We start from the raw sequence: 22,196 nt of genomic DNA on the forward strand, positions 1-22,196 counted from the left end.
GAAGGCCAGGGCGAAGCCCCAAAGCCCCAGGGGTGGGCCTGCCGCAGGGCCTGCAGGCCACGACGGGTCAAGCACCGAGGGGACCCACACACCACGCGACCCACCACCAAAGCGAGCTCCGGCGGGCCAACGGAACAGACCGGCGCCCAGCACCACCGGCAAAGCCAACGGTCACCCACGCACCCGGCCACCGCCTCCGTCCCTCCCGGACTTCCTCCCCCACGTCCCTCCCGGACTTCCTCCCCCACGTCCCTCCCGGACTTCCTCCCCCTCACGCTCACGCCCAGGAAGCCGCAATCAAGGACCTCTCAGCCGCCGAAAGGTGGACCGCCGAGGCAAGCCAAGCCCGCGCGTACCGGTCGGCCGAGGTGTCCGTGAGGCGCCCGAAGGCGTCCCTGGTACGACGGTGCGCCTCTGCGGCCAGAGTGCCGGCAAGCTCGGCCGCCGTACCGAAACCGGCCCGGCGGAGCAGGTCGGGGCGGCTGACCGGTTCGCCGCCACGGGCGGCCTCGGCCACCGCGCGGCGTCCGCCCGACACGCCGGACTCCAGCAGCCGCCGCACCCGCCACAGCGGGGAGTCGGCGAGCAGGTCGGACCCGGGATCGACGGCCAGGGGCACGGAACCGGGCGCTCCCGCGGGGAGGTGCTCGCCCTGGAGCAGGTCGTAGCCCAGGTCGGCCCGCCCGAGCCAGGCATCGGGGAGCCGCAGGGTGAACTCCGCCCCGGGGACCGGTCCGACGGCAACGGGACGCAGGGTGGCGGCCCGGTCGAGGTCGGGGCGGCCCAGGACCCGGATCCGGAGCCCCGGGCAGCCGGCGAGGCGGCGCAGGTTGGCCACGAACGGGAGGTCGGGGTGCGGGTGGGCCGGCAGCAGGCGCAGCGGCGGTGCGCCGTCGCGCACGGTGCCGTCCGGCGACAGCTCGCGGACCAGGAGGTGGTCAGCGTACGCCCCCACGACCTCGACGTCACAGCCGAGCAGCTCGGACCGGCCCTCGTACCCGGACGCGTCGGACTGCCGTTCGGCGTGGGCCTGCCGGTCCGCGACGACCTCCGCAGCAGGCCGGGCGAACAGCGCGGCGACGGGTTCGTCGGTCCACGCGAGGCCGGGCAGCGGCGTGGCCTTGACCCCGCGGCCGGCGCCGAGGCGGCCGTCGGTAGAGACGGTGGCGCCCACGACCAGCAGCCCCCCGCGGGCCAGTCCGGCGTGGTCGAGCACCGCGCCCCCGATGGCCACGGAGGCGGAGCCCGCGCCCCTGGCGCGGGCGAGGCCGCCCGGCTTCACGTCCGAGACGGACAGGCGGGCGCCGTCGGGCGTGAGCAGGTGGGTGACCACGCCGCCGTACCCGGTGGCGGACAGCACGGGCTCGCGGCACAGGCCGTGCACGCGCACACTGCCGCCGGGCCGGTACGCGCGCCGGCCGGTGCCGACGAGTGCGGGGTCGGGGGTCCCGGCGGCCAGCACGGCGCTGACCAGCAGGAGTTCGCGGTAGGCCGCCGTGAGGGCGGCCAGCGGCTGCGTGGCGCCGCCGTCGCGGGCGGCGCGCAGGCCGCGTACCAGGCGCAGGGCAGCCGCCTCTGCACGGGGCAGGCCCGCGACCCGTGCGCTGTGCGCGGCACGGAGCAGTTCCGCCTGGACCACGGCACCGGAGGCGGGGACGCCGGCGGCCAGTGCGGTGGCGGCCGCCTCCCAGAGGGCGCCGGCCGCGGTGACCTGACCCTCGGTGAGGGGTTCGGGGGTGCCCGGCACCTGATCTGCCGCTACAGGGTCACCCGGTACCAGTGCCCGGGAGGCAACGGCACCGGCCAACGGAGCTTCTCCCCGGCCCGACGCGCGGGCCGACGGGACTCCCGCCCCCGCCCCCACATCAACGGCGGCCTCCGTCCCAGCCCCATCCCCAGCCCCAGCCCCAGCCTCGGCTCCAGCCCCAGCCCCAGCCCCATCCCCAGCAGCCCCAGCAGCCCCAGCAGCCCCAGGCTCGGCATCATCAACATCATCCGCGATCGGGGCGGCCCCCAGTACGGCAGTCCGGTGCAGACAGCGCGGTGCGAGCAGGCAACCGCACACCGCCTGCCCGGCGGTGGTGATCACCCCGGCGTCACCAGGCCGCAGGGTGACCACGGTGTCCTCGCCGAAGCGGACCGTGACCGTGCCGTCCGGACCGGCCACTGCGGCCCCGGCGCATTCGGCGATGGCCGCGTCCAACTTCTTCCGAAGCCGGGCGGTGAGGCCTTCGACCGCCTCGGCGAGCACGACGGGCGCCACCGGCGGCAGGGAAGCGGACGCCCCGGCCGGAAGGCCGGCGGACACCTCTTCCGGAAGGACGGCCGGCGCCACCGGCGGAAGGACAGCGGACGGTTCGGCGTTCAACGGGCATCTCCACGGAGGCGGTCGCCCACCCAGCGGGCGAGGGCGAGCGGACTGAGTGCGGCCACCGGCATGCCGGCGGCGACGAGCTGACGGGCCACGGGCACCGAGTAGCGGGGGGTGCCCGCGTCGTCGAGGGCCGCGCAGCCGAGCAGGTGGGCGCCGGACGCGGCCAGGGCCCGTACCTCGCCCAGCAGGCCGCCGACGGGCATGCCCTCCTCGAAGTCGCTGACCACGACGACGAGGGTGCGGCTCGGGACGGTGATCAGCGAACGGGCGTGCGCGAGGCCGGCCGCGATGTGCGTACCGCCGCCGACGGACACCTCCAGCAGCAGGGACAGCGGGTCGTCCACCCGGTCGGTGAGGTCCACGACGTCGGTGGAGAACGCGAGGAAGTGGGTGGACAGCGCAGGCACTCCGGCCAGCACGGCGGCGGTCAGCGCGGACCAGACGACCGACGCCTCCATCGAACCGGACACGTCGACCACCAGGATGAGCCGCCAGTCGGCCTCCTTGCGCACCCGGGTGCTGAAGACCGGGCGCTCGGGCACGATGCTCACCCGGCCGTCCTCCGCCCGCCGGGCGTGCGCGAGGTTGGCGCGCAGGGTGCGGGCGAGGTCGAGACGGCCGCCGGGGCGGCGGGTCGGCCGGGGGGTGGTCAGCCCGGAGAGGGCCGGCCGGGTACGGGTGGCCAGCTCGCGCGTGAGTTCCTCGACCAGCCGCTTCACCAGCGGGCGCAGCCGGGCCAGTTGGTGTTCGGGCAGGCCGCCGGCCAGGGAGAGGACCGAGGTGAGCAGCTCGACGGAGGGGCGTACGGAGGCCGGGTCGAGCTGGGTCAGCACGTCGGTCCGGCCCGCGTCGGCCGCCGCGGCGAGCACCTCCTCGCGGATGTCGGCGCCGAACAGGGCCTCCAGTTCGCCGGCCCACTCGCGGGCGGTGGGGAACGACGCCTCCTGGCCGCCGCCGGCACCGGGCACGCCGCCCCGGTCCAGATCGGCGGCGCCTTCGCCCCGGCCCGTGCCGTACAGCTCGTCGAGGGCACGGGCGTGGCGACGGGCGCCGTCGGGGAGGCGGTCGTGCTCCCGTCCGAGCAGCAGCCTCCACCGGTCGGCGGTGGCGATGCGGTGGGGCTCGGACCGCCGGCGTCCAGTGGCTCCGGCGCATGCCGCGGCCCCAGCCGCGTCAGCCACAGCCGCGCCGATGCCAGCCACTCCAGGCACCACCCCTGCACCAGCCACCAGCCCGGCACCAGCCACGCCAGGCACCACCCCTGCACCAGCCACCAGCCCGGCACCAGCCACGCCAGGCTCCAGCCCGGCATCGCCCGCACCGGGTCCCCCGCTGCCCGGCTCCGGCCGCGCAGGCAAGGCCTTGAGTGCCGCGGCGCCGGCCGCGTCGGCCGCCGCCCACAGGGCGAGCAGGGCAGGCGCGGCCTCCAGGCTGAGGTCGATGCGGTCGCCGAGCCGTCCGGTGACGGTGTCGAGGAGCCGGCCGCGGGCGGCCGGAGCCAGGGCGTCGAACCCGCCGCGCAGGGCGGGCAGCCGGTCCAGGAACCCCTGGTCGTCCAGGCTCTCGATGCGGTCCAGCAGCGGGTCGAGGGCGGCGGCGGACGCCTGGAGCAGGGGCCCGGCGGCGGTCAGGAGGCCGGTCAGCCGACGGGTGAGCCGGCGGCGCCCGGACGGGTCCGTGGCGGTGTCGATCCAGCCGGCGGCCCGGTCGCCCAGGTCCTCCGTCGGGTCGAGCTGGAGCAGGGCCCGTACGGCCAGGGCCGCGCCCTGCATCATCGGGGCCCCGGTGCCGGCGAGGCCGGCCAGGGACGTGTCCAGGCGCAGGCCGAGGTGGTGTGCGGCGGCCCGGTCGGCCAGGGCCACGAGCGCGGCGGCATCCGCGGGGTCCTCGCTGCCGGCGAGGCCGGGGAGGGTGCGGACGGCCGCCTCGAGGAGTTCCGCCGCGAGCCCGGCGGCCTCGGCTCGGCCGGCCTCGTCGGTGCCGGGCAGGTGGCCGCGGTGCAGGGCGTCCAGCAGGTCGAGTGCCTCCAGGAGTTCGGGCAGGGTCGCCGACGCGGGCAGGGTTCCGGCGGCCTCCGCGAGCCGTGCGTCGACCAGTTCGGGCAGGTCGCAGCGGGCGGCCGCGGCCAGTCCGGTCAGGATCTGGGCGCAGGTCGGCCCGCCCTCGGCCGCCTCGCGGCGGGCGGTGGCCCGGAGCGTGCCGGCTGCTGCCTGGGCCACCGTGACGCCGCGCACCCCGGCCAGGTCGAGGCGGGCGGGGACGGAAGGCGTCCAGCGCAGCCGCCACTTGGTGCCGAGCGCGGCGGCGTCGCCGGTGCCGGCGACCTTGAGGGGCTCACCGTACGAGGCGCCGCAGACCAGCAGGCGCTGGAGCAGGACCTCGCGGCGGTGGTCGAGCGGTGAGCGCAGCGGCTCCAGGCGGACCTCGCGGGCGCCCGGCTCGTCGGGGCAGGGCAGCCGCAGCGCTGCCAGCTCCTGCTCCACGGAGGGCGCGAGGCCGGAGCGGGGGGTGCCGGGGGCGAGGCGCCCGCGGGCGGTGCCGACGAGTGCGGCCTCCAGGGCGCGGGCCAGCGCCCGGCCGCGGCCGAGCAGTTCGCCCTGGCCGAGTACGGAGGTCACGGCCTCCAGCAGCTCTCCGCGCCCCGGCGCCGGGAGTCCGCGCAACCGCGCGAGGTCCCCGGCCAGCCGGAGCGTCTCGGCGGCCTCTCCGGTACCGGCGGTGTGGCCGGCGGCCCGCAGCTCCCGGCACACGTCGGTGACGGCCCGCGCAGCCTCCGCGTCCACCCGCCCGGGCTCTCCGCCGGCCCGCAGCACGGCCTGCTGCCACCGCGGATCCCGGATCCCGGCGGGATACCCGGACCGGGAGTCGAGCAGATCGAAGGAATACGGAACGAGCGAGGTGACCAGCTCCTCGCCCCCACCCGGACCGGGCACCGGACGCGCGGCGGCGCCCGCGGGTACGGGGCCCGTGGTGGGGCCCGCAGGAGCCGCCCCGCCGCACGGCGACCCGGCGCGGCCGTCCACACCGGACGTGCCGTCGGGCACGACCGCCGTACCGGGAGCACCGCAGTCGGCCGGCGTGCCGGCGGCGTCGGCGGGGCCCTGCACGCGGCCGGACGCCGTGTCAGCGGCCGGCCGGCTCGTGGTGGCCGTGGGTGTACCGGACGCGGGGACCGGGGTGGGCGCGGTGCTGTGCGCGGTGCCGGGCGTGGTCGTCCGGGAAGGGACACGGGCGTCCCCGGGGGTGCCGGGGGCGTACAGCGCGGGGGCGTGGAAGGCTCCGATCACGGCCGCGACCTTGCGGCCCGACGCCGCGGCGTCGCCGATCACACGGCGCATGTGCGCCTCGCGGGCGAGGTCGGTGGCGGGGACTCCGCCGCCCGTCTCGGCGTCCTGACGCAGGGCCCAGCCGACGCCGAGCGCGGCGCGCCGGACGGCCTCGGGCGTGCAGCCGGGTGCCAGGACCTCGACGGCGCGGTCCCACATGTCCTCGCCCTCGCGTCCGGTGCCGGCCGCGGCGAGCGCGTCCGCGAAGGTCCGCCCGGCGGTGACCGCAGGGGGCACCGGGGCGGATCCGGACTCGCCGTCACCGTTCCCGCCCGCCGCGGCGGCGACGCCGGAGGCTTCGCCGCCGCGGCCCGTGGAGGTGCCGGGCGCCTCCCCCGCCGCCGCGGCGGGTGCGCCGGTGGCATGCCCGCCCGCGGCGACCGGGTTGCCGGGCGCCTCCCCGCTCGCTCCGTTCGCCCCGGCAGTGGTGCCGGCTGCCTTCCCGTCGGGGGTGGTGGCCGAGGGGGCCGGCGGTGCGAGGGCCGGCCGGGCGGCCGCCCAGCCCTCGTCCGCCAGTGGCAGGTCGCAGCACAGGACCTGCGCCCCGCGCTCGCGGGCCCAGCGGATCGCGGCCAGTTCCGGGGAGAAGTCCGCGAAGGGGTAGAAGGCCAGGCGGCCGTCCGTGCCCGCGCCCGCCAGTGCCACCGGCGCGACGGTCTCGGGGTCGGCCAGGTGCGGGAGCCAGTCCTGGAAGTCGGCGGGGAGCTCGACGCAGACCACCTCGGCGCCGGAGGCGTCCAGCAGGGCCGGCGTCATCGCGGCCAGGGCCGGGCTGTGGTGGCGCACCCCGAGCAGGAAGGGCTGCCGGGAGCCGGCCAGGGCCTCCACGGCCGCGTGGGGGTCGTGCTGCGTACGGGGGGTCGTCACCGGAGGTTCCCCCGGAGGTCCCAGAGGCGGCGCCACATCGCGGAGCCGTCCTCGGCCCGGCGGCGGACCGGGCCGTCCCAGTAGCCGAGCATCCTCTCGTGGTCCGCGGGGTCGTCCTTGCGGACCACGCCCAGCAGGTGCCCGGGCAGCAGGTCGAGGACGTCGCCGCCCGGCAGGTAGGCCGCGGCGACGCCCAGCGAGGCCGCGACCTGGACCGCTTCGGCGGTGGACATCACGGTGCCGGGCCGCTCCACGTCCCAGCCCTCGGCGGAGCGACCGGTCCGCAGGTCGCGGAACACGGTCACCAGGGCGTCCAGTACGGCGTCGTCGACGCCGAACCCGGCACCGGCACGCTCGACGGCGGCGACGGCCTGGCGGCGGATCAGGGCCGCCTCGGCGTCGGCGTCCGCGATCGGCTGCACCGTCTCGAAGTTGAACCGGCGCTTGAGGGCCGCGGACATCTCGGACACGCCGCGGTCGCGCAGGTTGGCGGTGGCGATGACCGTGAAGCCGGGGGCCGCACTGACCACCGCGTCCTCGGTCGCGGTCAGTTCGGGCACGGTGACCCGGCGCTCGGACAAGATCGACACCAGCGCGTCCTGCACCTCGGGCAGGCAGCGGGTGATCTCCTCGATGCGGGCCACCCGTCCGGTCCGCATGGCGGTCAGCACCGGGGAGTCGACGAGGGCGTCCGGGGTGGGCCCCTGCGCGAGCAGCTGGGCGTAGTTCCAGCCGTAACGGAAGGCGTCCTCAGTGGTGCCCGCGGTGCCCTGGACGGTGAGGGCGCTGGTGCCGCAGACGGCGGCCGACAGCAGCTCGGAGAGCATGGACTTGGCGGTGCCGGGGTCGCCGACGAGCAGCAGGCCGCGCTCGCCGGCGAGCGTCACGACGCAGCGTTCGACGAGAGCCCGCTCGCCCACGAACTTGGGCGCGACCGTCAGCTTCGCGGGAAGGCCCGCGCGGCGGCGGGGCAGGGCGAGCTCCTCGCCGCCGCTGCCGCAGACGAAGGTCACGACGGCCCGGGGGGTCAGTGCCCAGCCGGGCGGGCGGGGGCCGGTGTCCTGGGCGGCGAGGAAGGCGAGTTCGGTCGCGTACCGCTCCTCAGCGGGCAGCACCTGACGGGCGGGCGGCGTCGCGCTCCCCCGACGGGCGGGGCGTCCGGCGGCGGACTGTTCGGGCAGGTCCGGGAGGCCGGGCTGGGTGGTGGCGGTCATGGTGTGCGGAGTCCTGTTCGGTGGTGGGTGCGGTGTGTCGGTGAGGTGGGTGGGTGGTGGGGGGTGAGTCCGGTGCGTACCGGGGTGGGCCTGGCGCGTACCGGGGGTGGACCTTGAGTAGCTGGGGGGACTCCCCCAGCGGGGCGGGCCTCACCCAGCGGGGCGGGCCCGCGTACCGGGCGGCGGTTCGGCGCGTACGGGAGGTGGACCCCCGGTGCGCGGGCGCGTGCCGCCGGCCCGGCGGGCGGGCCGGCGGCGCCGGTGCACCGGTGCACCGGTGCCGGGTCACCGGCACCGGTGCAGCGCCGACGCTTCAGCGGCGCCGGGCGCGCCGACGCACCTTCAGTTCCGCGAAGCGCGGTACGTCGCCGGAGCGGACCCGCTCCCAGGCCCTGCGGTACAGGTCGGCGACCGGTTCGGTCGGCATCAGGACGCCCAGGTGTGCGCTGCCGCCGGCGAGCAGTTCGTACATCGGGGCCTTCCACTCCTCGACCGGCACGACCGGCGAGGCGAGCTCGGCCCAGCCGCCCGGGAGGAAGAGGCTCCGCCCGGCGCGGGTGCGAACGGCCTGCACGACGAGGTCGGTGGCGGCGAGTTCGGCGCGGGCGGCCTTCAGCCGGGCCGGCTTCCAGCCCGTCCAGCGGGCCGTGTTCCGGTCGGTGGGGTCGGGCATCGCGAGCAGCATCAGGTACAGGGCGGCGGCGTCTTCGCCCAGCCCGTACGAGGCCGCCGCCTCCGCGACGAGGCCGGGCACCGAACGCGTCGGGTCCTGGGGCCACCAGGTGCCGTCCGCGGCGGTTTCGCCCGCCGCGGGCGCACCGGGGTCGGCCAGCAGGGCCGCGAAGCGGAGGTCGCCGGCCAGCCGCAGCGCCGTCTCCGCGGGGAAGGGCTGCTGGTAGGTGCCGCGCAGCAGCGGCAGGTACGGGCAGCCGCCGGCGGAGTCCAGCAGGCTCGGGCGCAGCGCGGGCATCGGCTGCCCGTCGTGGGTGGCCATGACGACCGCGCCGTACTCCTCGTAGTGCTCGGTGGTACGGGTCGGGGCGCCGGCGGCCTTGCGGAACTCCGCCAGGCCGACGTACCGGCCCAGGCTGAGCATCAGGTCGGGGGCCGCGAGGCGGTCCCTGACCGCGGTCAGGGCCGGCGGCAGCTGGGCGCGCAGCGGGTCGCCGGCGGGCAGGCGGTGGGCCAGCCAGGCCAGCATGGCGACGGCGCCGGTGAGGACCTCGCCGGAGAAGCCCCCGTTCGCGCCGCCCTCCCGGGGGGCCACCCGGTCGCCCTTGACCTCCCACGCCACGTCGGTACTGAGCGCGGCGGACGTGGCCGGTGAGAGCACCGCGGGCAGGGAACGCAGGGCCGGCCAGGCGCCCTTGACGCTCCGGTGGGCCTCGGTGACCAGCCACTGGGGGGTGGGGGTGCGGCGGCCGACCAGGCGGTTCCACACCTCGGCGGCCGCGGCCGTGTCCGGGCCGTGCGTCCACAGGCGGGCCGGGTCCTCGGGCAGCAGGGCGCCGAGGACGGCCCGGCGCACCGCGCCCGTGACGGCCCCGAGGTCGTCCTTGGCGACGGCCGCGTCGGCCACCTTGACGCTGAGGACGGTCCGCTGCTCGGTGGTGAGGAAGCCGCGCTCGTACGCGTCGACGCCGGGCAGGCCGGCGATCACGAGGCCGGCCAGGACGTCGGGGACGCCGGTGAGCCGGGCGAACTCCTCGACGGCCTCGGGCAGCCAGGGGGCGGGGCCGCGGTCGGCGGCCTCCTTCAGGAAGCGGGTCAGCCAGTCGGCCTCGCGGCCCGCGTCGCCGAGCGGGGACGTGCCGCGCTCGGTGTACGGGGCGGGCAGCTCGAAGCGGCCCGCGGGGTCGTGCTGGAGCATGCCGAGCGAGAAGCCGGTGGGCACGGAGACGCAGTGCTCGGTGCTGGCGAGGAAGGCGCCCTCGCCGAGCGGCAGTACGCCGCGGTGGTGGACGTTGTGGTGGGAGCCGTCCTCCTTGAGCAGGTCGCGCTGGGTGAGCTCGACCGTGACGCGGCGCCACCGGCCGGTCGCCGCGGCGGCCAGGCCCAGGCCGTCGAGTTCGGCCAGCAGCGCGAGCAGGGCTTCGCGGTGCTCGGCCGAGGTGGTCGCGGCGACGGCCCGGTACGCGAGTGCGGCGGGGTGCTCCAGGTACTCGGTCCAGGCCAGCCCGGCGTACGGCAGGCCGGGCACGTCGCAGTGCAGCCGGCCCGGCACCGCGGTGGCCGCGGTGTCCGCGAGGGCGCCGGAGAACGCCCGGAGCGCCTCGAACCAGCCGTGGCCGTCGTTGTTCATCCAGCCGTAGCGGGTGTTCCCGGTGAGGCCGGAGACCGCGTGGGCCAGGACTCCGTCGTTCGGGCCGTCCGGGACGCGGGAGCCCGGCTCGGCGTCGGTGCCGGCCGCCAGGCGGCGGGCGATGCCGTCCAGGAGGGCCCGCTGGTCGAGGGCCTGGCCGAGCTGGGCGACGACGCCCTCGACCAGGGCCGGGTCGGTGACCTGCGGCAGCGCGGTGCGGACGAGGGCGGTCAGTTCCACGGTGGCGCGGGTGACGCCGGTGCCCTGGTGGGTGTACGTGTCCGGGGCCGGGACCGCCTTCGCGGCGGCGGCGAAGAGGGCGGACGCGGTGTCCGTACCGATGCCGCGCAGGGCCAGGGAGCCTTCGTGGTCCCGGGTGCGCAGGCAGAACCAGTGGTCGGCGGGCGGCAGCTTGGGGCCGTGGCCGCCGTGGCCGTTGCCCGGCCGCATGCCCCCGGAGGCGGTGACGACGCCGTCCGGGTCGGTGAGGCGGAAGGACTGCCAGTGGTGGGACAGGGCGCGGGGTCGGTCGTCGCCGGGGAAGGTGACCGCGGCGACCGGGTAGTCGCTGTCCTCGGGCACGGTGACGGTGCGTCCGGCGGTGTCGCCGGCCCGCCAGCCGCCGCCGGGCAGTGCGACGGCGCGCCAGCCGAGGAGGCCGTCCACGGGAGCGCCGGTGACCGAGCCCTCGACGTGCGGCGCGGGGCGCAGCCAGCTCGTGTTCTCGCACAGGGTGCTGCCCTCGGGCAGGCCCTGGAGGGCGTCGGCGAGGAACCCGGGGAGGGAGTGCCGGCCGCGGCTGCCGTCGGCGGGGTCGAACTCGTACCAGCCCGCCGGGCGCTCCTCGCCGTGCCAGGCCCAATAGGTGATGCCGTCGGAGATCACCGGGCGTTCCAGGGGAAGCCGGGTGTCGCCGCGGTGCAGGACGCCCTCGCCGGTGGCGAGGCCCCCATCGGGGAGCGGGAGGCCGATCTGCTGGAGGGCGAGGCGCCAGGACTGCTTGCCGTTGTCCAGCGGGAAGATCTGGTCGGGTGCCGTGTGCCAGTAGCCCTGGGCCTCTCCCCCGCCGTACCAGGGGCGCCAGCAGACGAGCAGCGCGCCGTCGGCGTACTGGAAGCCGGTGGAGCGGCGGTTGTCGCCGGGGATGCGCAGGTCGTGGACGAGCAGGGTGGAGTCGGCGCCGATGACGCGGACCTGTCGGTCGTTGGCCACGATGAGGTGGGGCCAGGCGGAGACCACGGTCAGGTCGTTGCGGTTGCCCTTCGGGTCGAGCGCGGCGAGCGCCTCCTCCCAGGCGGGCCAGGCCAGTTCCTCGAAGAGTCCGCCGCGCAGGGTGCGGGCGAACAGCGCGCCGAGGTCGGTGGCGGCCGCGGCGGCGACCTCCGGCTCGGCCAGGGCGAGCGCCTCGGCCGGCAGCCAGGTGAGGCGGGCGGTCTTCTCGGGGAGCAGCGGCAGGCCGGTGGCGGCGGAGTTCCGTGCCACCTCGCGGACCCAGGCGGCGAGCATGGGCCGGCCGCCGGGTGAGTCGGCCAGGCGGCGGATCGCGGTCCGGCTGAAGTCGTCGTCCCCGAAGGCGTACGCGGCCTGGTCGAACGCCGCCCGGAACCGCTCGTCCGCGGCGAGCGCCAGCAGGTCGCGCCGGCCGGCGGTGGCCGCCCAGCCGTTGAGGTTCAGCACCGCCTGCGGGCCCGGCCCGGCGACCGGGAGGCCGAGGGAGAGCAGCAGGTCGATCAGGTCGACGTCGCCGACGCCGACGTCCAGCCCCTTCTCCCGGCCCGGTCCGTCGAGTTCGGCATGCAGCCGGTCCGCGGCGCGGGTGACGACGTCGAGCAGGAGCGGCAGGCCGGGGCGCCGGCTCCACTGGGTGTGGCGGGCCTTGGCGAAGCGCTCCAGCCAGCCGGCGGCGCCGTCGGCGCAGCGCTCCTCCGGAGTGACCTCGGCCGAGGTGAGACCGGCGGTGGCGCCGGACTCCTCCAGGATGTCCAGCCACAGCGGGGACATCTCGTCGTCGTACCCCTCGCACGGCGGCATCAACGTCAGCAGCGTGCCGCGCACGGCCGGTACGCGGCGTCCGAGCGCGGTCAGGGCGGGCTTGTGGGACTTCCACCAGGCGGTGGTGGCGCGCAGGGTGGCCGGCAGCGGCAGCAGCTCGGCGAGGAAGTCCTGTTCGGCCGCGGCCGGGTCGAGTCCGGCGGCGCGGGCCAGCCGGCGCAGCGCGGGGGCGGCCTGGGCGGAGGGCGCCATGCCGCCCGCGGTGCGGCGTACGCAGAGGCGGCGGAAGCGCTCGTACGCCTCGGGGGCGGCCACCCGCGCCTCCAGCTCCTTGGCGTAGGAGGTGAGCACGCGGACCGGCAGGGCGCCGGCGAGGGCGAACTCCAGGAAGACGGCGTCGAGGCGGTCCTGGTCGACGGCCAGTCCGTGGGTCGCCTCGGCCTTGCGGGCGCGGGTGAAGAGCTGAGCCGCGAAGGTGGGGTTCTCCACGGACAGGAAGACGCGCGCGGCCTCCTCGTAGAAGACCGGCAGGAAGTGGGGGACGGCTGCGGCGAGCCGGCCGGCCAGCTCCTGGCAGTCCTCCAGGGCGGCCTTGGGCTTGGTCTTGGCGCGCCGCGCCACGCGCTCCATCTCGGGGACGAGGGCGAGGGCGTGGTGGCCGTCCTCGGGGTGGTGGACGAGCACCCACTCGGGGAAACCGAGGGCCTGCCGGCGGCCGAGGCCGACCAGGGCGGGCTCGCCGTCGGGTACGAGGCCGAGGAAGCCGGTGGCGAGGTCCTCGGCGGCGCCGAGTTCGGCGGGGGCGAGGCGTACGACGACGCGGTCGTCGGCGAGGGCGGGGTGGCGGTACGCGCGGGCGGTGAGGTCCACGGCCTCCGGGCCGGCGTCCGGGGTGCCGTGCGGCAGCACCGCGCCGGCCTTGAGCAGCAGTTCGGACTCGTGCGGGGGCCGCGGGGCCGGGGCGGCGGCGCTGCCGTGGGTCGTGGTCATGTCCGTGCTCTTCTTCGTCGTGGGTGGGGTGACGGGGGTGGCGGTGGCCGAGGGCGTGGTGGCGGTGGCGGTCGGGGTGCCCGTGGCGGTGGTGCCGGTCGGGGTGCCCGTGGCGGCGGTGCCGGTGCCCGTGGTGGTGGCAGTGCCGGTCGCGGCGGGGCCGGTGCCGGTCGTGGTGGAGGGACTGCCGCTCATGCGCCCGCGCCTTCCTCGATCCGGCGTCCCGCGTACAGCGCCGCGGCCATCCGCATGCCCTCCGACCAGGCCACCGGCCCGACCTCCCGCAGCGGCACGGCCCGGCCCTTCTCGTCCTGCCAGGTCAGGGCGCCGGTGCTGGAGTCCCCGTCCCAGTACGGCTCGCCGATCCAGACGGCCGCCTCCAGGCTCCGGCCCGCGTCGCGGACCGTGCAGGTGGCGTAGCCGCCGGAAACGCGGTAGCCGAGCCCGGTGGCGCGGGCCGCGAGGCGGAAGCGGGAGGCGTAGGCGCCGCCGGCGAACTCCCGTACCTCCGTGACCTCCGCAGCGAGCTCCGCCGGCTTGGCCCACGTCGCCCGGTGGATCTGCTCGACCCGCTGCACGATGCCGAGTTCGGCGGCGAACTCGCGTACGTCGTCCAGGTCGGGCAGCAGGACCGGGTGCGGGAGCGTCACCGTGGCCGGGGACAGCCGCACCGTCTCGCCGTCGAGGTCGACCACCTTCAGTTCGCCGGACTCGGTGGCCTCCCGCAGGAAGCCCACCTCGTCCGGGTCGTCGCCGACGACGGCGATGTCCCGCAGCGCGCTCTGCCAGGCCTCGTCGCGCCAGACCCGGGCGATCAGTGCCGTGGGCACGGGCAGGGAGGACACCATCCAGCCGTCCACCTGCGCCACGCACGCGGCCTCGTGCCGGTCCAGCCACTCGGCGAGCCGGCGCAGCCGGTCCACCTCGGGGTGGTCACGCAGGGCCTTGGGGAGTGTCTTCAACTGCCGTCCCGCGGCCCGGCCGGTCACAGCGCGTGCCGCCACCCGGCCCTCCACCAGGGCGATTTCATACCCTTCGCCCGTTGCCAGCCAGCCCATCGTGGTGCCCCCTCGGTAAGTCCTGCCGATTCCCGCGCAGCCGGAACCAGGGGGTCCAACTCCCCCTGAGCTGCGGTATGAGCGGGACAGTAGCGGGGGCCACTGACAACGCCGATGGCGGCCCGTCACCTGGCGGGGCCTCATCGACCCGCAGGGAGCGCGGGGTTACCGTGCGTAAGGCCGAACCGGCTGGTGGGAGGGCTGTAGCCGACCGACGGGGAGGCCCGGGGACCGCTGCACGGAGAGCGGGACGCGCGGGAGGCGCGACGCGGTTCCGGCGGGGCGCCCCGAGGGAGGGAGCCACGCGGAAACGTGCGGCATCGCGGCGCCGAAGGCCGGCAGCGGCCGAGAGGAGAGGCGGGAGAGGGGCGATGCCGGATCCCCTGACCCGTACACGGGCCGCCGGCGAGCAGGCAGCGGCGCGGACAACGGGTCCCGGTGCCACAGGCAGGGAACCGGCGAGCCGCCGGGCCGGGCCGGTGCGGCGGCACGTGGGACGTGGCCTACGGACGGGCCCCGCGGCCCACGGGGCGCAACGCGCGTCGGCACGCGCGCAGGTCGGGTGCGGCCTCGGAAGGTGGTGACCCTCGCGACGGGGAAGTCGCGTTCGCCGGCCGGGAGGCGACGGAGCGTCCCAGGGTAAGGCGGCGTGGGGTACCCGCGACGGCCTCCGCAGGGCACCGCACACCCCCCGTTTGCCTGGCCCGAATGGCGTACGACGCGGACATGGCACCTAATGACATTGCGTGCGCATCCAATGGCGCACAGCGACCGACGCGCGTCGAGCAAACCCCGCGCGTCGGCGAACGGAGTTCCGATGAACAAGACAATCGCGCCCGCGGCACCACCGGCAGACCGCCGCGGGCTTCCCGACGACCCCCCTGCCGCGGGCGAGGTGAGTGCGGACGCCCTGCACTCCCTGGTGAACACGGCGGCCGCGGGCCGACCGCTGGACCAGGTCGCCACCCTTCTCGACCTGCTCAACCAGAGCGGGCGCTACCCCGAACTCGTGGCGGAGGCCCTCCGCACCGCGGCCGTCTCGCGCCCCGTCCACGAGGTGGGCGAGCTGATCGACCTGCTGGCGAAGTCCCCGCGGGAGGGAGCCGAGGCGGAAATCGCGCTGCGCGCGGTCGCGCTCACCCGGCCCGTCGAGGACGTAGCCCAGCTGGTGGGCGTCCTCGCCGGCCAGGATCCCGCGGTACGCGGGACCACCGCCCCGGCCCCGGTCCCCGATCCCGGACCCCCGGAACGGGATGCGGACGGCGGCGCGGCCACCGGTGACGCGGCCGTCGGCGGCACGGGACGGGCTCCGGTCCGAACTGCCGCCGCCCGGAACCCCGTACGCGTTCCCGTACGCATCGGCGGCGGGACCGGGCACGAGGACGAGGACGAGGATCCCGGTGAGGACACCGGGTCCGGGGTCGTCCGGAGGTCCGCCGCGCTGCGGCTGGTCCTGCGCTGGCCCGTGGCCCTGGCGCTGCTCGTGGTCGCCGGGCTGCACCTGCCCGCGGATCCCGTGCCGTTGCTGTCGGCGGGTTCCGGACGGCTCCTGCCCGCGGCGGTCGCAGCGCTGTGCCTCGGCTGTGCCGTGGTGCTGGTCCTCCGGGACACGACGGCCGCGTGGTGGGCCGCCGCCCTGGCCGCCCTGTCGGCGGTCGGCCTGCACGTCATGGGCAGGGTGACCGGCTTCGAGCCGCTCGCCCGCGCCTGGGGCGACTCGGTCCCCATGGCCGACGCCCTGGCGGTGCTGGCCGCGGGCCTCGCGGCCGTACTGGCCGCGGCGGTCCTGTACCCGGCCGCCAGGCGCACCGGCTCAGGCCGGACCTGCTGAGCCCACTCCCCCACCCGCCCCCGTGCCTGCCGCCCCCGCGGTCCGGCCCGGGGGCGGGCCCCTGCGGTGCCACAGCCGCAACGAACACCGCCTGACCTGCCGAGGAGGCTTGTCAGGGCCGAGCGGGAACACCCGTGATCACGACATGAGACCGGAAGTCCTGACCTTCGTCACCGACGGCCCGCTGCCCGACTGGGAAGCCGAGGAGCGAGTGCCATGGTTCTCGCTGCAGCGGATCCGGGCCTTGCCGCCGTATGCGGACGAGTCCGTGTCCGGCCCGTGGGAGGAAAGCTTCAACGCCTTGGCCTTCTCGTCGATGGCTCCCTACGCCGATGACTCCCGGCAGCATCGTGGAGCCAGACCCTTAGGCGCGCCTCCGGAGCCGTCGCCGACGATGGCCGCGGTCATGGTGGTCCCGTGCCCGTCGACATCGTCGTGCGCCGGGTACTTTTTGTCCGGCTGCTCGACCGGCGGTGACATCACCGACACACCTGGAAGGACGGACTCGCTCCGCACGCCCGGGACCTTCTTGAAGCCGCGCTCCCGACGGCTGCCTTCCAGGAACGAGACCGCGATCTGTAGAGCCTCCGCTCTCCAGCACCTGTTCCTCTGTTCCTCCTGTTCATCGGCTGATCTGAACCGCACCTTAGAGTTCATCTCGTTTGGGTCGCTGGGGCATTCTGGTGGTCGCATGTGGCTGTCGTGGAGGAATGGGTTACATGCCGCGGTCCGGCCCGCTCCACGGTTCTGGCCGTTCGTCGGCGGTCATCGGTAGTCGGCGCAGCTGTACCGGGCCGGGGTAGAAGGCGGAGGTGTTGGGGCCGGCCATGTCTTCACCGATGAGATGGCGGTAGAGCCACTCGGCGAAGCTGATGTCGTACCGTGCCCAGCCGCCTTCACCGTCTTCGACCAGGAACCAAGGGACCGTGTCGTCCGGGGCCCTGAGGAAGATCGTCTCGCCTCGGTCGGTGCTGGCGATCGGCCACAGTCCGTTGCGGGTACCGAATCTCAGCTCCGTGAGTCCGAACAGCGCACGGGGATCTTCGTCGGCGTCAAGGTCGAGTTCATCCCAGGGCACGTCGTTCCAGGCCCGGACCGTGTCCGTGATCCACTGGCCCAGGTTCCATCGCTCGGTCGCGGGATGGAGCAGGTACAGGTGTCCGTTGAGGTGGATGGGAGCGTATGCGTCCACCAGGGCCTGGTAGTCGGTCGGCAGCCGGATGTCGAGTTGTGCGTGGAGCCGCTCCCAGGCGGCGAGGTCCGCGTAGCGGTTCTGGGCCGGGCCGAGCATCGCCATGGTGGCGGCCAGGTAGTCGGTCATGGCGTTCCTCGTTGGTGTGTGCCGCCTGTGCGGGAAGCAAGCCCTCTTGGGGCATTCGGGGTATGGCACGGATCATCCCAGCCCGGAGGGCTCGCCGGTCAGGCTGTCAGCCTGCGGTAGCAGATCAGGGCAGCGGCGATGCCGGCGAACGCCAGGAAGTGTTCGGCCTTGCGCTCGTAGCGATGGTGCAGACGACGGCACCCGCACAGCCACGCCACCGTGCGCTCCACGGTCCACCGATGACGGCCCAGCCGCTGGGAGGATTCGATGCCCCGGCGCGCGATGCGCGGTGTGATGCTGCGGGAGCGGAGCCACGCGCGAAGCCGGTCGAAATCGTATCCCTTGTCACCGTGCAGCTTGGCCGGTCGACGGCGCCGCGGCCCGCGGCGGGACCGGATCGGCGGGATGCCCCGCACCAAGGGCTCCAGCCCCTGGCTGTCATGGGTGTTCGCAGCCGAGATCCCGATCGACAGCGGCAGACCGGTCCGCTCGGTGATCAAGTGGATCTTTGATCCCTTCTTGCCGCGATCTACGGGATTCGGACCTGTCAGGTCCCCCCTTTCGTCGCCCGCATGCTCACGGAGTCGATCGCGCACCGGGACCAGTCCAGGGCGCCGCGGGCTCCGAGCTCGTCCAGGACCAGGCGGTGGAGCTTGCCCCATACCCGGGCCCGGCTCCACTCGGTGAACCGGCGGTGCGCGGTCGGCCCGGACGGGCCAAAACCCGGCGGCAGTTGGCGCCACGTGCAGCCTGTCGTGGCCACGAACACGATGGCCGCCAGCACCTGCCGATCCCCATACCTTCGCCGGCCACCACCCTGGGGTCGTACCGGAGCGGCCGGAACCACCCGCTGGAACAACTCCCACAACCCATCCGGCACCAGACGCTCCACCATCGCCAGCACGGCCGCCAGCCTAGTAATCGAGCCAGTTGAGACGACCTCTTAGACGTCGTCTCAATCATTGTGAAAGCTCGTTGGCGGACGGGGGTGGGGCGGGTTGAATGGCCTCGTGAACGACGACTGGACGCCGGCTCATCTTGCGGTGGAGCACGAGGACGCCGAGACGTTGGCGCGTCTGCTTGCTGCAGGCACTGATCCCAATGAGGTGCAGGGCAACTCGACGCTCTTGACACACGCCATTGACGTCGAGGGCGACAGTGCCTTGCAGAGCGGGAGGCCACTGACCGTGCACACCACGGCCGTCCTGCTGGCCTTCGGCGCGGACCCGCAGCTCCCAGATCCCGATGGTCACACGCCCATGCATGTGGCCGAGCAGTACGATCACACGCTGGCGACAGAGCTGTTGCGCCAGCACATCAGCAGGCGAGACGGCGCAGGCATATGAACGTGCAGGCGATGGCCGTGAACGGCATGGCATCGCTCAGGAGTCGCGCTGCACAGACGTGGTGAGAGGCGACTCGCAGTCGAAGTCGAAGGTTTCCACGGCGGCGTCCGCGGGGAAGTCCGGGTGGTCGTGCCAGATTCCGGCCAAGGCGACCAGCAGGTTCCACGAGGCGGCTGCATGCAGCTCTGTCTCCCCTGAGCGCTCGGCCGGAGAGTTTCGGTGGAAGAGCACCGCCGCGATCTGCTTGTTCGCGGCCAGGCGCAGGGCCGTGGCCGTGCGGCGGGCGTCGCCTTGAAGCGAAGCCGTGTCGGGAATTCGTGCCGACACGAAGCGGGCCAGCCGTGCGACCTGGTCCTCAGTGATCCGCTCCACTCATACCTCCTGCGGCTGGCAGCCCTGTTCACCTGCGACGGAGCCAACTATCGCACCGGGCTCACACCGCCACGGGCGCCGGGGCCCGAACAGCTTGGCCGAAGAAATTGGCCCCCTGCCGAGCGGCTGGTCGGGGGCTCAAGCGGGCCGGCGCGCCTCCATGAGGACTGCTCACGACCATGTGGAGCGACCCGGCGGCGAGCAGTGGTGATCCGGGAAGGGCTCGACGTGCCGATGGCCGCCAATGTCACGGACGCCACTCACCCGCAACCAGGATCGCAGGGGCACCCCCGGCCACACCGGTCGGACCCGGCATCATGGGGGCGACCGGCACCGGACCACACGGGGGAAGACACCGCATGGCCGCGTTTCACGCATCCGCGCTGAGCGGGCTTGCCCGGAATCCGGCGCTCCCGGTGGCCCTGCTGCTGCGTCTGCTGTCGCTCGACGGGCACGACGACCTCGCCCTCGGTCACGCGCTCCGGCGCCCCGGGCTCCCCGAGGAGGCCGTCGTACTCGTCCTGGCCAGCCCCCGTCCCGCGGTCCGGGTCGAGTTCGCGACCAGCACCGGGGCCGGGCCCGGCCAGCGGGCGCGGCTCGTGGACGACCCCTCCCCCGTGGTACGGGCCGCTCTCGCGTACGGGCCCGAGCGGCGCGTGCCGCGTGCGACGGTGCTGCCGCTGCCGGACGCCGTGTACGCCCGGCTGCTCCGGGACCCCGAGCCGTCCGTACGGGCGGCGCTGCTGGATTCCCCTTACCTGAGGCCCGCGTTCACGGCCTCGCTGGCCGCCCACGACGATCCCGCGGCGCGTCTCCGCGCCGTGGGCGCGTGGGAGTTGCTGACGGCGGGCGAGCGGTCCGCGCTGGCGGCCGACCCCGACCCCGGGGTGCGGCGGGCCGCCGCGTTGTGGGAGTGCCGGGGCGACGCACGCGTCACGGCCGGACTTCTCGGCGATCCGGAGGCCGCCGAGGAGGCGCAGCGCCGTGGACACCTCCGCCGTGCCGACGCCGAACGGTGCGTCGCCGGGCGCACGCACCTGGCCGCGCTGGCCGGGAACCCGTCCCTGCCCGCCGACCTCGTGGAGCTGCTGGCCACGGACCCGGACGAGGAGGTCCGGCTCGCGGTCTCCCTCCGGCCGGAACTGGACGAGGCGCGGCGGATGTCGGTCGAGTTCACGGCGGGGGACTTCGACCGGGGGGACGTGGAGTGGGTCCGGGAGGGGCTCGCCGATCCCGACGTGCTGCGCCGCGCGGCGACCTCCGCCCACCCGCTGCTCCGCCGCACGGCCGCCCTGAGCCCCCACCTGCCGCCCGGCCTCCTGGACGTGCTGGCCCGCAGCGGGGACCCCCTGGTGGAGGACCACCTGGGCATCCACCACCCCGACGCCCCGGAGGAAGTCCTGATGCGGGTGTTCGCGCGGCTGGGCGGGACGTTCTCCGCCTGGATGGCCGAGACGCACCCCCGGTTCCCCCGCGAGGGCCTGGCCGCGCGGTACGCGGACCATCCGGACGGGAACTACCGCCGGCTGGCCGTCCGTGACCCCGCGGCCACCCCCGAGCTGATCGAGCGCCTCAGCCACGATCCGGCGGTCTGGACGCGTCAGGCGGCGGCCGAGGACCCCCGCCTCCCGCTGCCCCGGCTCCGCGAGGCGCTGCACGTCCCCGAACTGGCCTCCAGCGCGGGCGCCAACCCCGCACTCCCGGAGGCCGAGATGGCCGCCGTCCTCGCCCGGGCCGGCGCCTACGACTGACCGCCGTCCCGGGCGGCGTGCGGACCACGGAGGGACGCATTCGGAGCCGCCCGCCCCACGCTTGCGACCCGCCGCGCGTTACGGCGAGGAGGCAGAACCGCCCGCGGCCGCGACTCCCGAGGAGCACCGTGCCCGCGCGGAAGCCCTGGAGAGCAGCCGTCGTGACCCGGGCGGCCCGGCGGCCCGGCGGCCCCATCCCGTTGGGAAATGGCGAGGCGGGGGCCGCGCCTGCATTGATCCGGTGCTGCAGCCCGACGGCGTTGGTGCCGTTCTGCTGGCACGCCACCGCGGCCAGTGCCGACGCACAGGGCGAGCGGCACCGCCCCGGCGGCCCCGGCCGGCGGCAGCACGTGAGCCTGGCCGGCGGCCGGGCCGTCTCTTCCGGGTCATGCTCCCCCGGCTACCGCTGGGAGGTGCCCACAGAACCCCCGTCGTCCGGCACCGCACCTCGCCGCGTTGTGGAGGTGCCCAGGTGCATCCGGTACGCCGGCAGCTCTCCGCCCTGCGTTGCACGGCACCGGACGACGCGGGCTCGACGCGCGAGATCCGGAAGGGACGGCCCAGGCGGCGCGGCGGCCATCACGGGGCAACCGCTCACGGACAGGCTGACGCCCGGTCCGCGTCACGGACAGGGCGGGCAGAAGCCTCCGGCACACGCAGGCGACGGACGCTTTTCGGACATGTCCGGCCGAGTCGCACGACCCGGGATCGGCACGATCACGGTGCCCGCACCGCCCGCCGGGGCGGGAGTGACACATGGGGGTCCGCCAACGCTGTAGGGCATGAGACGACCCGCCCGTACACCCGACCCCCCAGAGGCCATCCCCGCATGCACCGACCCTCCGGCATCCAGGACGACGACACCATGGAGCTCCTCCTCGGCGACGCGGGCGCGCACGAGGCGGTGCCCGGCCCGGCGCCGGCGGGGATACCCGAAGCCGGTCCGGTCTTCGTGGACAGCTCCGGCCGCCGGCAGCGGCGGGTGCGCCGGTGGGGCTACCTGCTGGTCGTGCCGGCACTGGCGTACGTAGCCCTGCTCGTCAGCACCCTCCTGGGCGGCCCCACGATCGAGGCCCCCTTCCTGCCCTCCGCCCAGGCGCCGCGCAGCGCCGAGCCGGCCGGCCCGACGACCGGTGCCGGCACCCCCGGTCCCACCGGAGGGGACCCGACGGGCGGCGACCCGCGCACCACCCCGGCCGGCACCCGCAAGACGACCCCCTCTCCGCGGCCGGGCGCCACGTCCGGCTCCGGCAGCCCGGCACCCACGTCGGCGCCCACGACAGCGCCCGCGCCGACCAGGGCCACCGGCGGCCCCACGGCCAAGCCGACCCCGCCCGGCCAGGGGCGGGGCCGGACCACCTCCCCGCCCGGCCAGGGCAACGGCAAGCCGACCGCCAAGCCGTAGTCCCCGCCACGCTCCACCCCACCGCAGCAGGCAGAACAGGAAGCGCT

At 75.7% G+C, this 22,196-nt stretch carries 14 protein-coding genes; 4 read left to right on the forward strand and 10 right to left on the reverse strand.

Annotation, left to right across the window (positions count from 1 at the left end):
• Positions 1-277: 277 nt before the first annotated feature.
• The 6 genes from ACIQUQ_RS32545 to ACIQUQ_RS32570 form a co-directional block, all read right to left on the reverse strand.
• Entirely contained in the window at positions 278-1,747 is a 1,470-nt protein-coding gene (locus ACIQUQ_RS32545; protein ID WP_403983279.1) for a hypothetical protein, read from the reverse strand.
• 11 nt (positions 1,748-1,758) lie between these two features.
• On the reverse strand, positions 1,759-1,986 hold the full coding sequence (locus ACIQUQ_RS32550; RefSeq protein WP_403983282.1) for a hypothetical protein: 228 nt from the start codon (positions 1,984-1,986) through the stop codon (positions 1,759-1,761).
• Between the two features lie 378 nt (positions 1,987-2,364).
• Complete coding sequence (locus ACIQUQ_RS32555; protein WP_403983285.1) at positions 2,365-6,567, reverse strand: DUF5682 family protein; 4,203 nt, start codon at positions 6,565-6,567, stop codon at positions 2,365-2,367.
• Positions 6,564-7,781, reverse strand: a complete 1,218-nt coding sequence (locus ACIQUQ_RS32560) for an AAA family ATPase (RefSeq protein ID WP_403983288.1) — start codon at positions 7,779-7,781, stop codon at positions 6,564-6,566. Before ACIQUQ_RS32560 ends, ACIQUQ_RS32555 begins: the two co-directional genes overlap by 4 nt.
• 313 nt (positions 7,782-8,094) lie before the next feature.
• Positions 8,095-13,260 (reverse strand): DNA-binding protein, encoded by a 5,166-nt coding sequence (locus tag ACIQUQ_RS32565; protein WP_403983291.1) that lies wholly within the window; start codon positions 13,258-13,260, stop codon positions 8,095-8,097.
• On the reverse strand, positions 13,257-14,123 hold the full coding sequence (locus tag ACIQUQ_RS32570) for a DUF4132 domain-containing protein (protein WP_403983294.1): 867 nt from the start codon (positions 14,121-14,123) through the stop codon (positions 13,257-13,259). The genes ACIQUQ_RS32565 and ACIQUQ_RS32570 overlap by 4 nt, the downstream gene beginning before the upstream one ends.
• A gap of 817 nt (positions 14,124-14,940) precedes the next feature.
• Between ACIQUQ_RS32570 and ACIQUQ_RS32575 the strand changes: the two genes are divergently transcribed.
• Positions 14,941-15,954 (forward strand): hypothetical protein, encoded by a 1,014-nt coding sequence (locus ACIQUQ_RS32575; RefSeq protein WP_403983296.1) that lies wholly within the window; start codon positions 14,941-14,943, stop codon positions 15,952-15,954.
• A gap of 324 nt (positions 15,955-16,278) precedes the next feature.
• Here the strand turns inward: ACIQUQ_RS32575 and ACIQUQ_RS32580 are convergent, their stop codons facing one another.
• From ACIQUQ_RS32580 to ACIQUQ_RS32590, 3 genes are all read right to left on the reverse strand, one after another.
• Entirely contained in the window at positions 16,279-16,611 is a 333-nt protein-coding gene (locus ACIQUQ_RS32580) for a hypothetical protein (protein WP_403983298.1), read from the reverse strand.
• Positions 16,612-16,669: 58 nt separating this feature from the next.
• Positions 16,670-17,275, reverse strand: coding sequence for an SMI1/KNR4 family protein (locus tag ACIQUQ_RS32585; RefSeq protein WP_403983300.1), 606 nt, complete (start codon positions 17,273-17,275; stop codon positions 16,670-16,672).
• A 98-nt stretch (positions 17,276-17,373) separates the two neighbouring features.
• Positions 17,374-18,170 (reverse strand): IS5 family transposase gene (locus ACIQUQ_RS32590; protein WP_403983389.1). Its coding sequence is split into 2 segments (ribosomal slippage): positions 17,374-17,832 and positions 17,835-18,170, totalling 795 coding nucleotides; the frame shifts between segments, so codons are not numbered across the junction.
• A gap of 115 nt (positions 18,171-18,285) precedes the next feature.
• Between ACIQUQ_RS32590 and ACIQUQ_RS32595 the strand changes: the two genes are divergently transcribed.
• The gene (locus ACIQUQ_RS32595; RefSeq protein WP_403983302.1) at positions 18,286-18,621 is read left to right on the forward strand and encodes an ankyrin repeat domain-containing protein; all 336 of its coding nucleotides are present in this window, start codon (positions 18,286-18,288) and stop codon (positions 18,619-18,621) included.
• A gap of 36 nt (positions 18,622-18,657) precedes the next feature.
• On the opposite strand, the gene ACIQUQ_RS32600 is transcribed toward ACIQUQ_RS32595, so the two are convergent.
• Positions 18,658-18,993: a hypothetical protein gene (locus ACIQUQ_RS32600; protein WP_403983304.1), complete on the reverse strand. Its 336-nt coding sequence runs from the start codon at positions 18,991-18,993 to the stop codon at positions 18,658-18,660.
• Between the two features lie 359 nt (positions 18,994-19,352).
• Here ACIQUQ_RS32600 and ACIQUQ_RS32605 point away from each other — a divergent pair, with 359 nt between their 5' ends.
• Complete coding sequence (locus ACIQUQ_RS32605; protein ID WP_403983306.1) at positions 19,353-20,744, forward strand: Mucin-2; 1,392 nt, start codon at positions 19,353-19,355, stop codon at positions 20,742-20,744.
• An 829-nt stretch (positions 20,745-21,573) separates the two neighbouring features.
• On the forward strand, positions 21,574-22,149 hold the full coding sequence (locus ACIQUQ_RS32610; RefSeq protein WP_403983307.1) for a hypothetical protein: 576 nt from the start codon (positions 21,574-21,576) through the stop codon (positions 22,147-22,149).
• Positions 22,150-22,196 lie beyond the last annotated feature (47 nt).

Origin of the sequence: Streptomyces sp. NPDC101118 (assembly GCF_044759445.1) — a bacterium.
Lineage (GTDB): Bacteria > Actinomycetota > Actinomycetes > Streptomycetales > Streptomycetaceae > Streptomyces.

What these genes read in the sequence shown, in the direction of transcription:
- ACIQUQ_RS32550 (WP_403983282.1), bottom strand. Translation starts at nt 1,986, where the DNA reads ATGATGCCGAGCCTGGGGCTGCTGGGGCTGCTGGGGCTGCTGGGGATG.
- ACIQUQ_RS32560 (WP_403983288.1), bottom strand. Translation starts at nt 7,781, where the DNA reads ATGACCGCCACCACCCAGCCCGGCCTCCCGGACCTGCCCGAACAGTCC.
- ACIQUQ_RS32565 (WP_403983291.1), bottom strand. Translation starts at nt 13,260, where the DNA reads ATGAGCGGCAGTCCCTCCACCACGACCGGCACCGGCCCCGCCGCGACC.
- ACIQUQ_RS32570 (WP_403983294.1), bottom strand. Translation starts at nt 14,123, where the DNA reads ATGGGCTGGCTGGCAACGGGCGAAGGGTATGAAATCGCCCTGGTGGAG.
- ACIQUQ_RS32575 (WP_403983296.1), top strand. Translation starts at nt 14,941, where the DNA reads ATGAACAAGACAATCGCGCCCGCGGCACCACCGGCAGACCGCCGCGGG.
- ACIQUQ_RS32580 (WP_403983298.1), bottom strand. Translation starts at nt 16,611, where the DNA reads ATGAACTCTAAGGTGCGGTTCAGATCAGCCGATGAACAGGAGGAACAG.
- ACIQUQ_RS32585 (WP_403983300.1), bottom strand. Translation starts at nt 17,275, where the DNA reads ATGACCGACTACCTGGCCGCCACCATGGCGATGCTCGGCCCGGCCCAG.
- ACIQUQ_RS32605 (WP_403983306.1), top strand. Translation starts at nt 19,353, where the DNA reads ATGGCCGCGTTTCACGCATCCGCGCTGAGCGGGCTTGCCCGGAATCCG.
- ACIQUQ_RS32610 (WP_403983307.1), top strand. Translation starts at nt 21,574, where the DNA reads ATGCACCGACCCTCCGGCATCCAGGACGACGACACCATGGAGCTCCTC.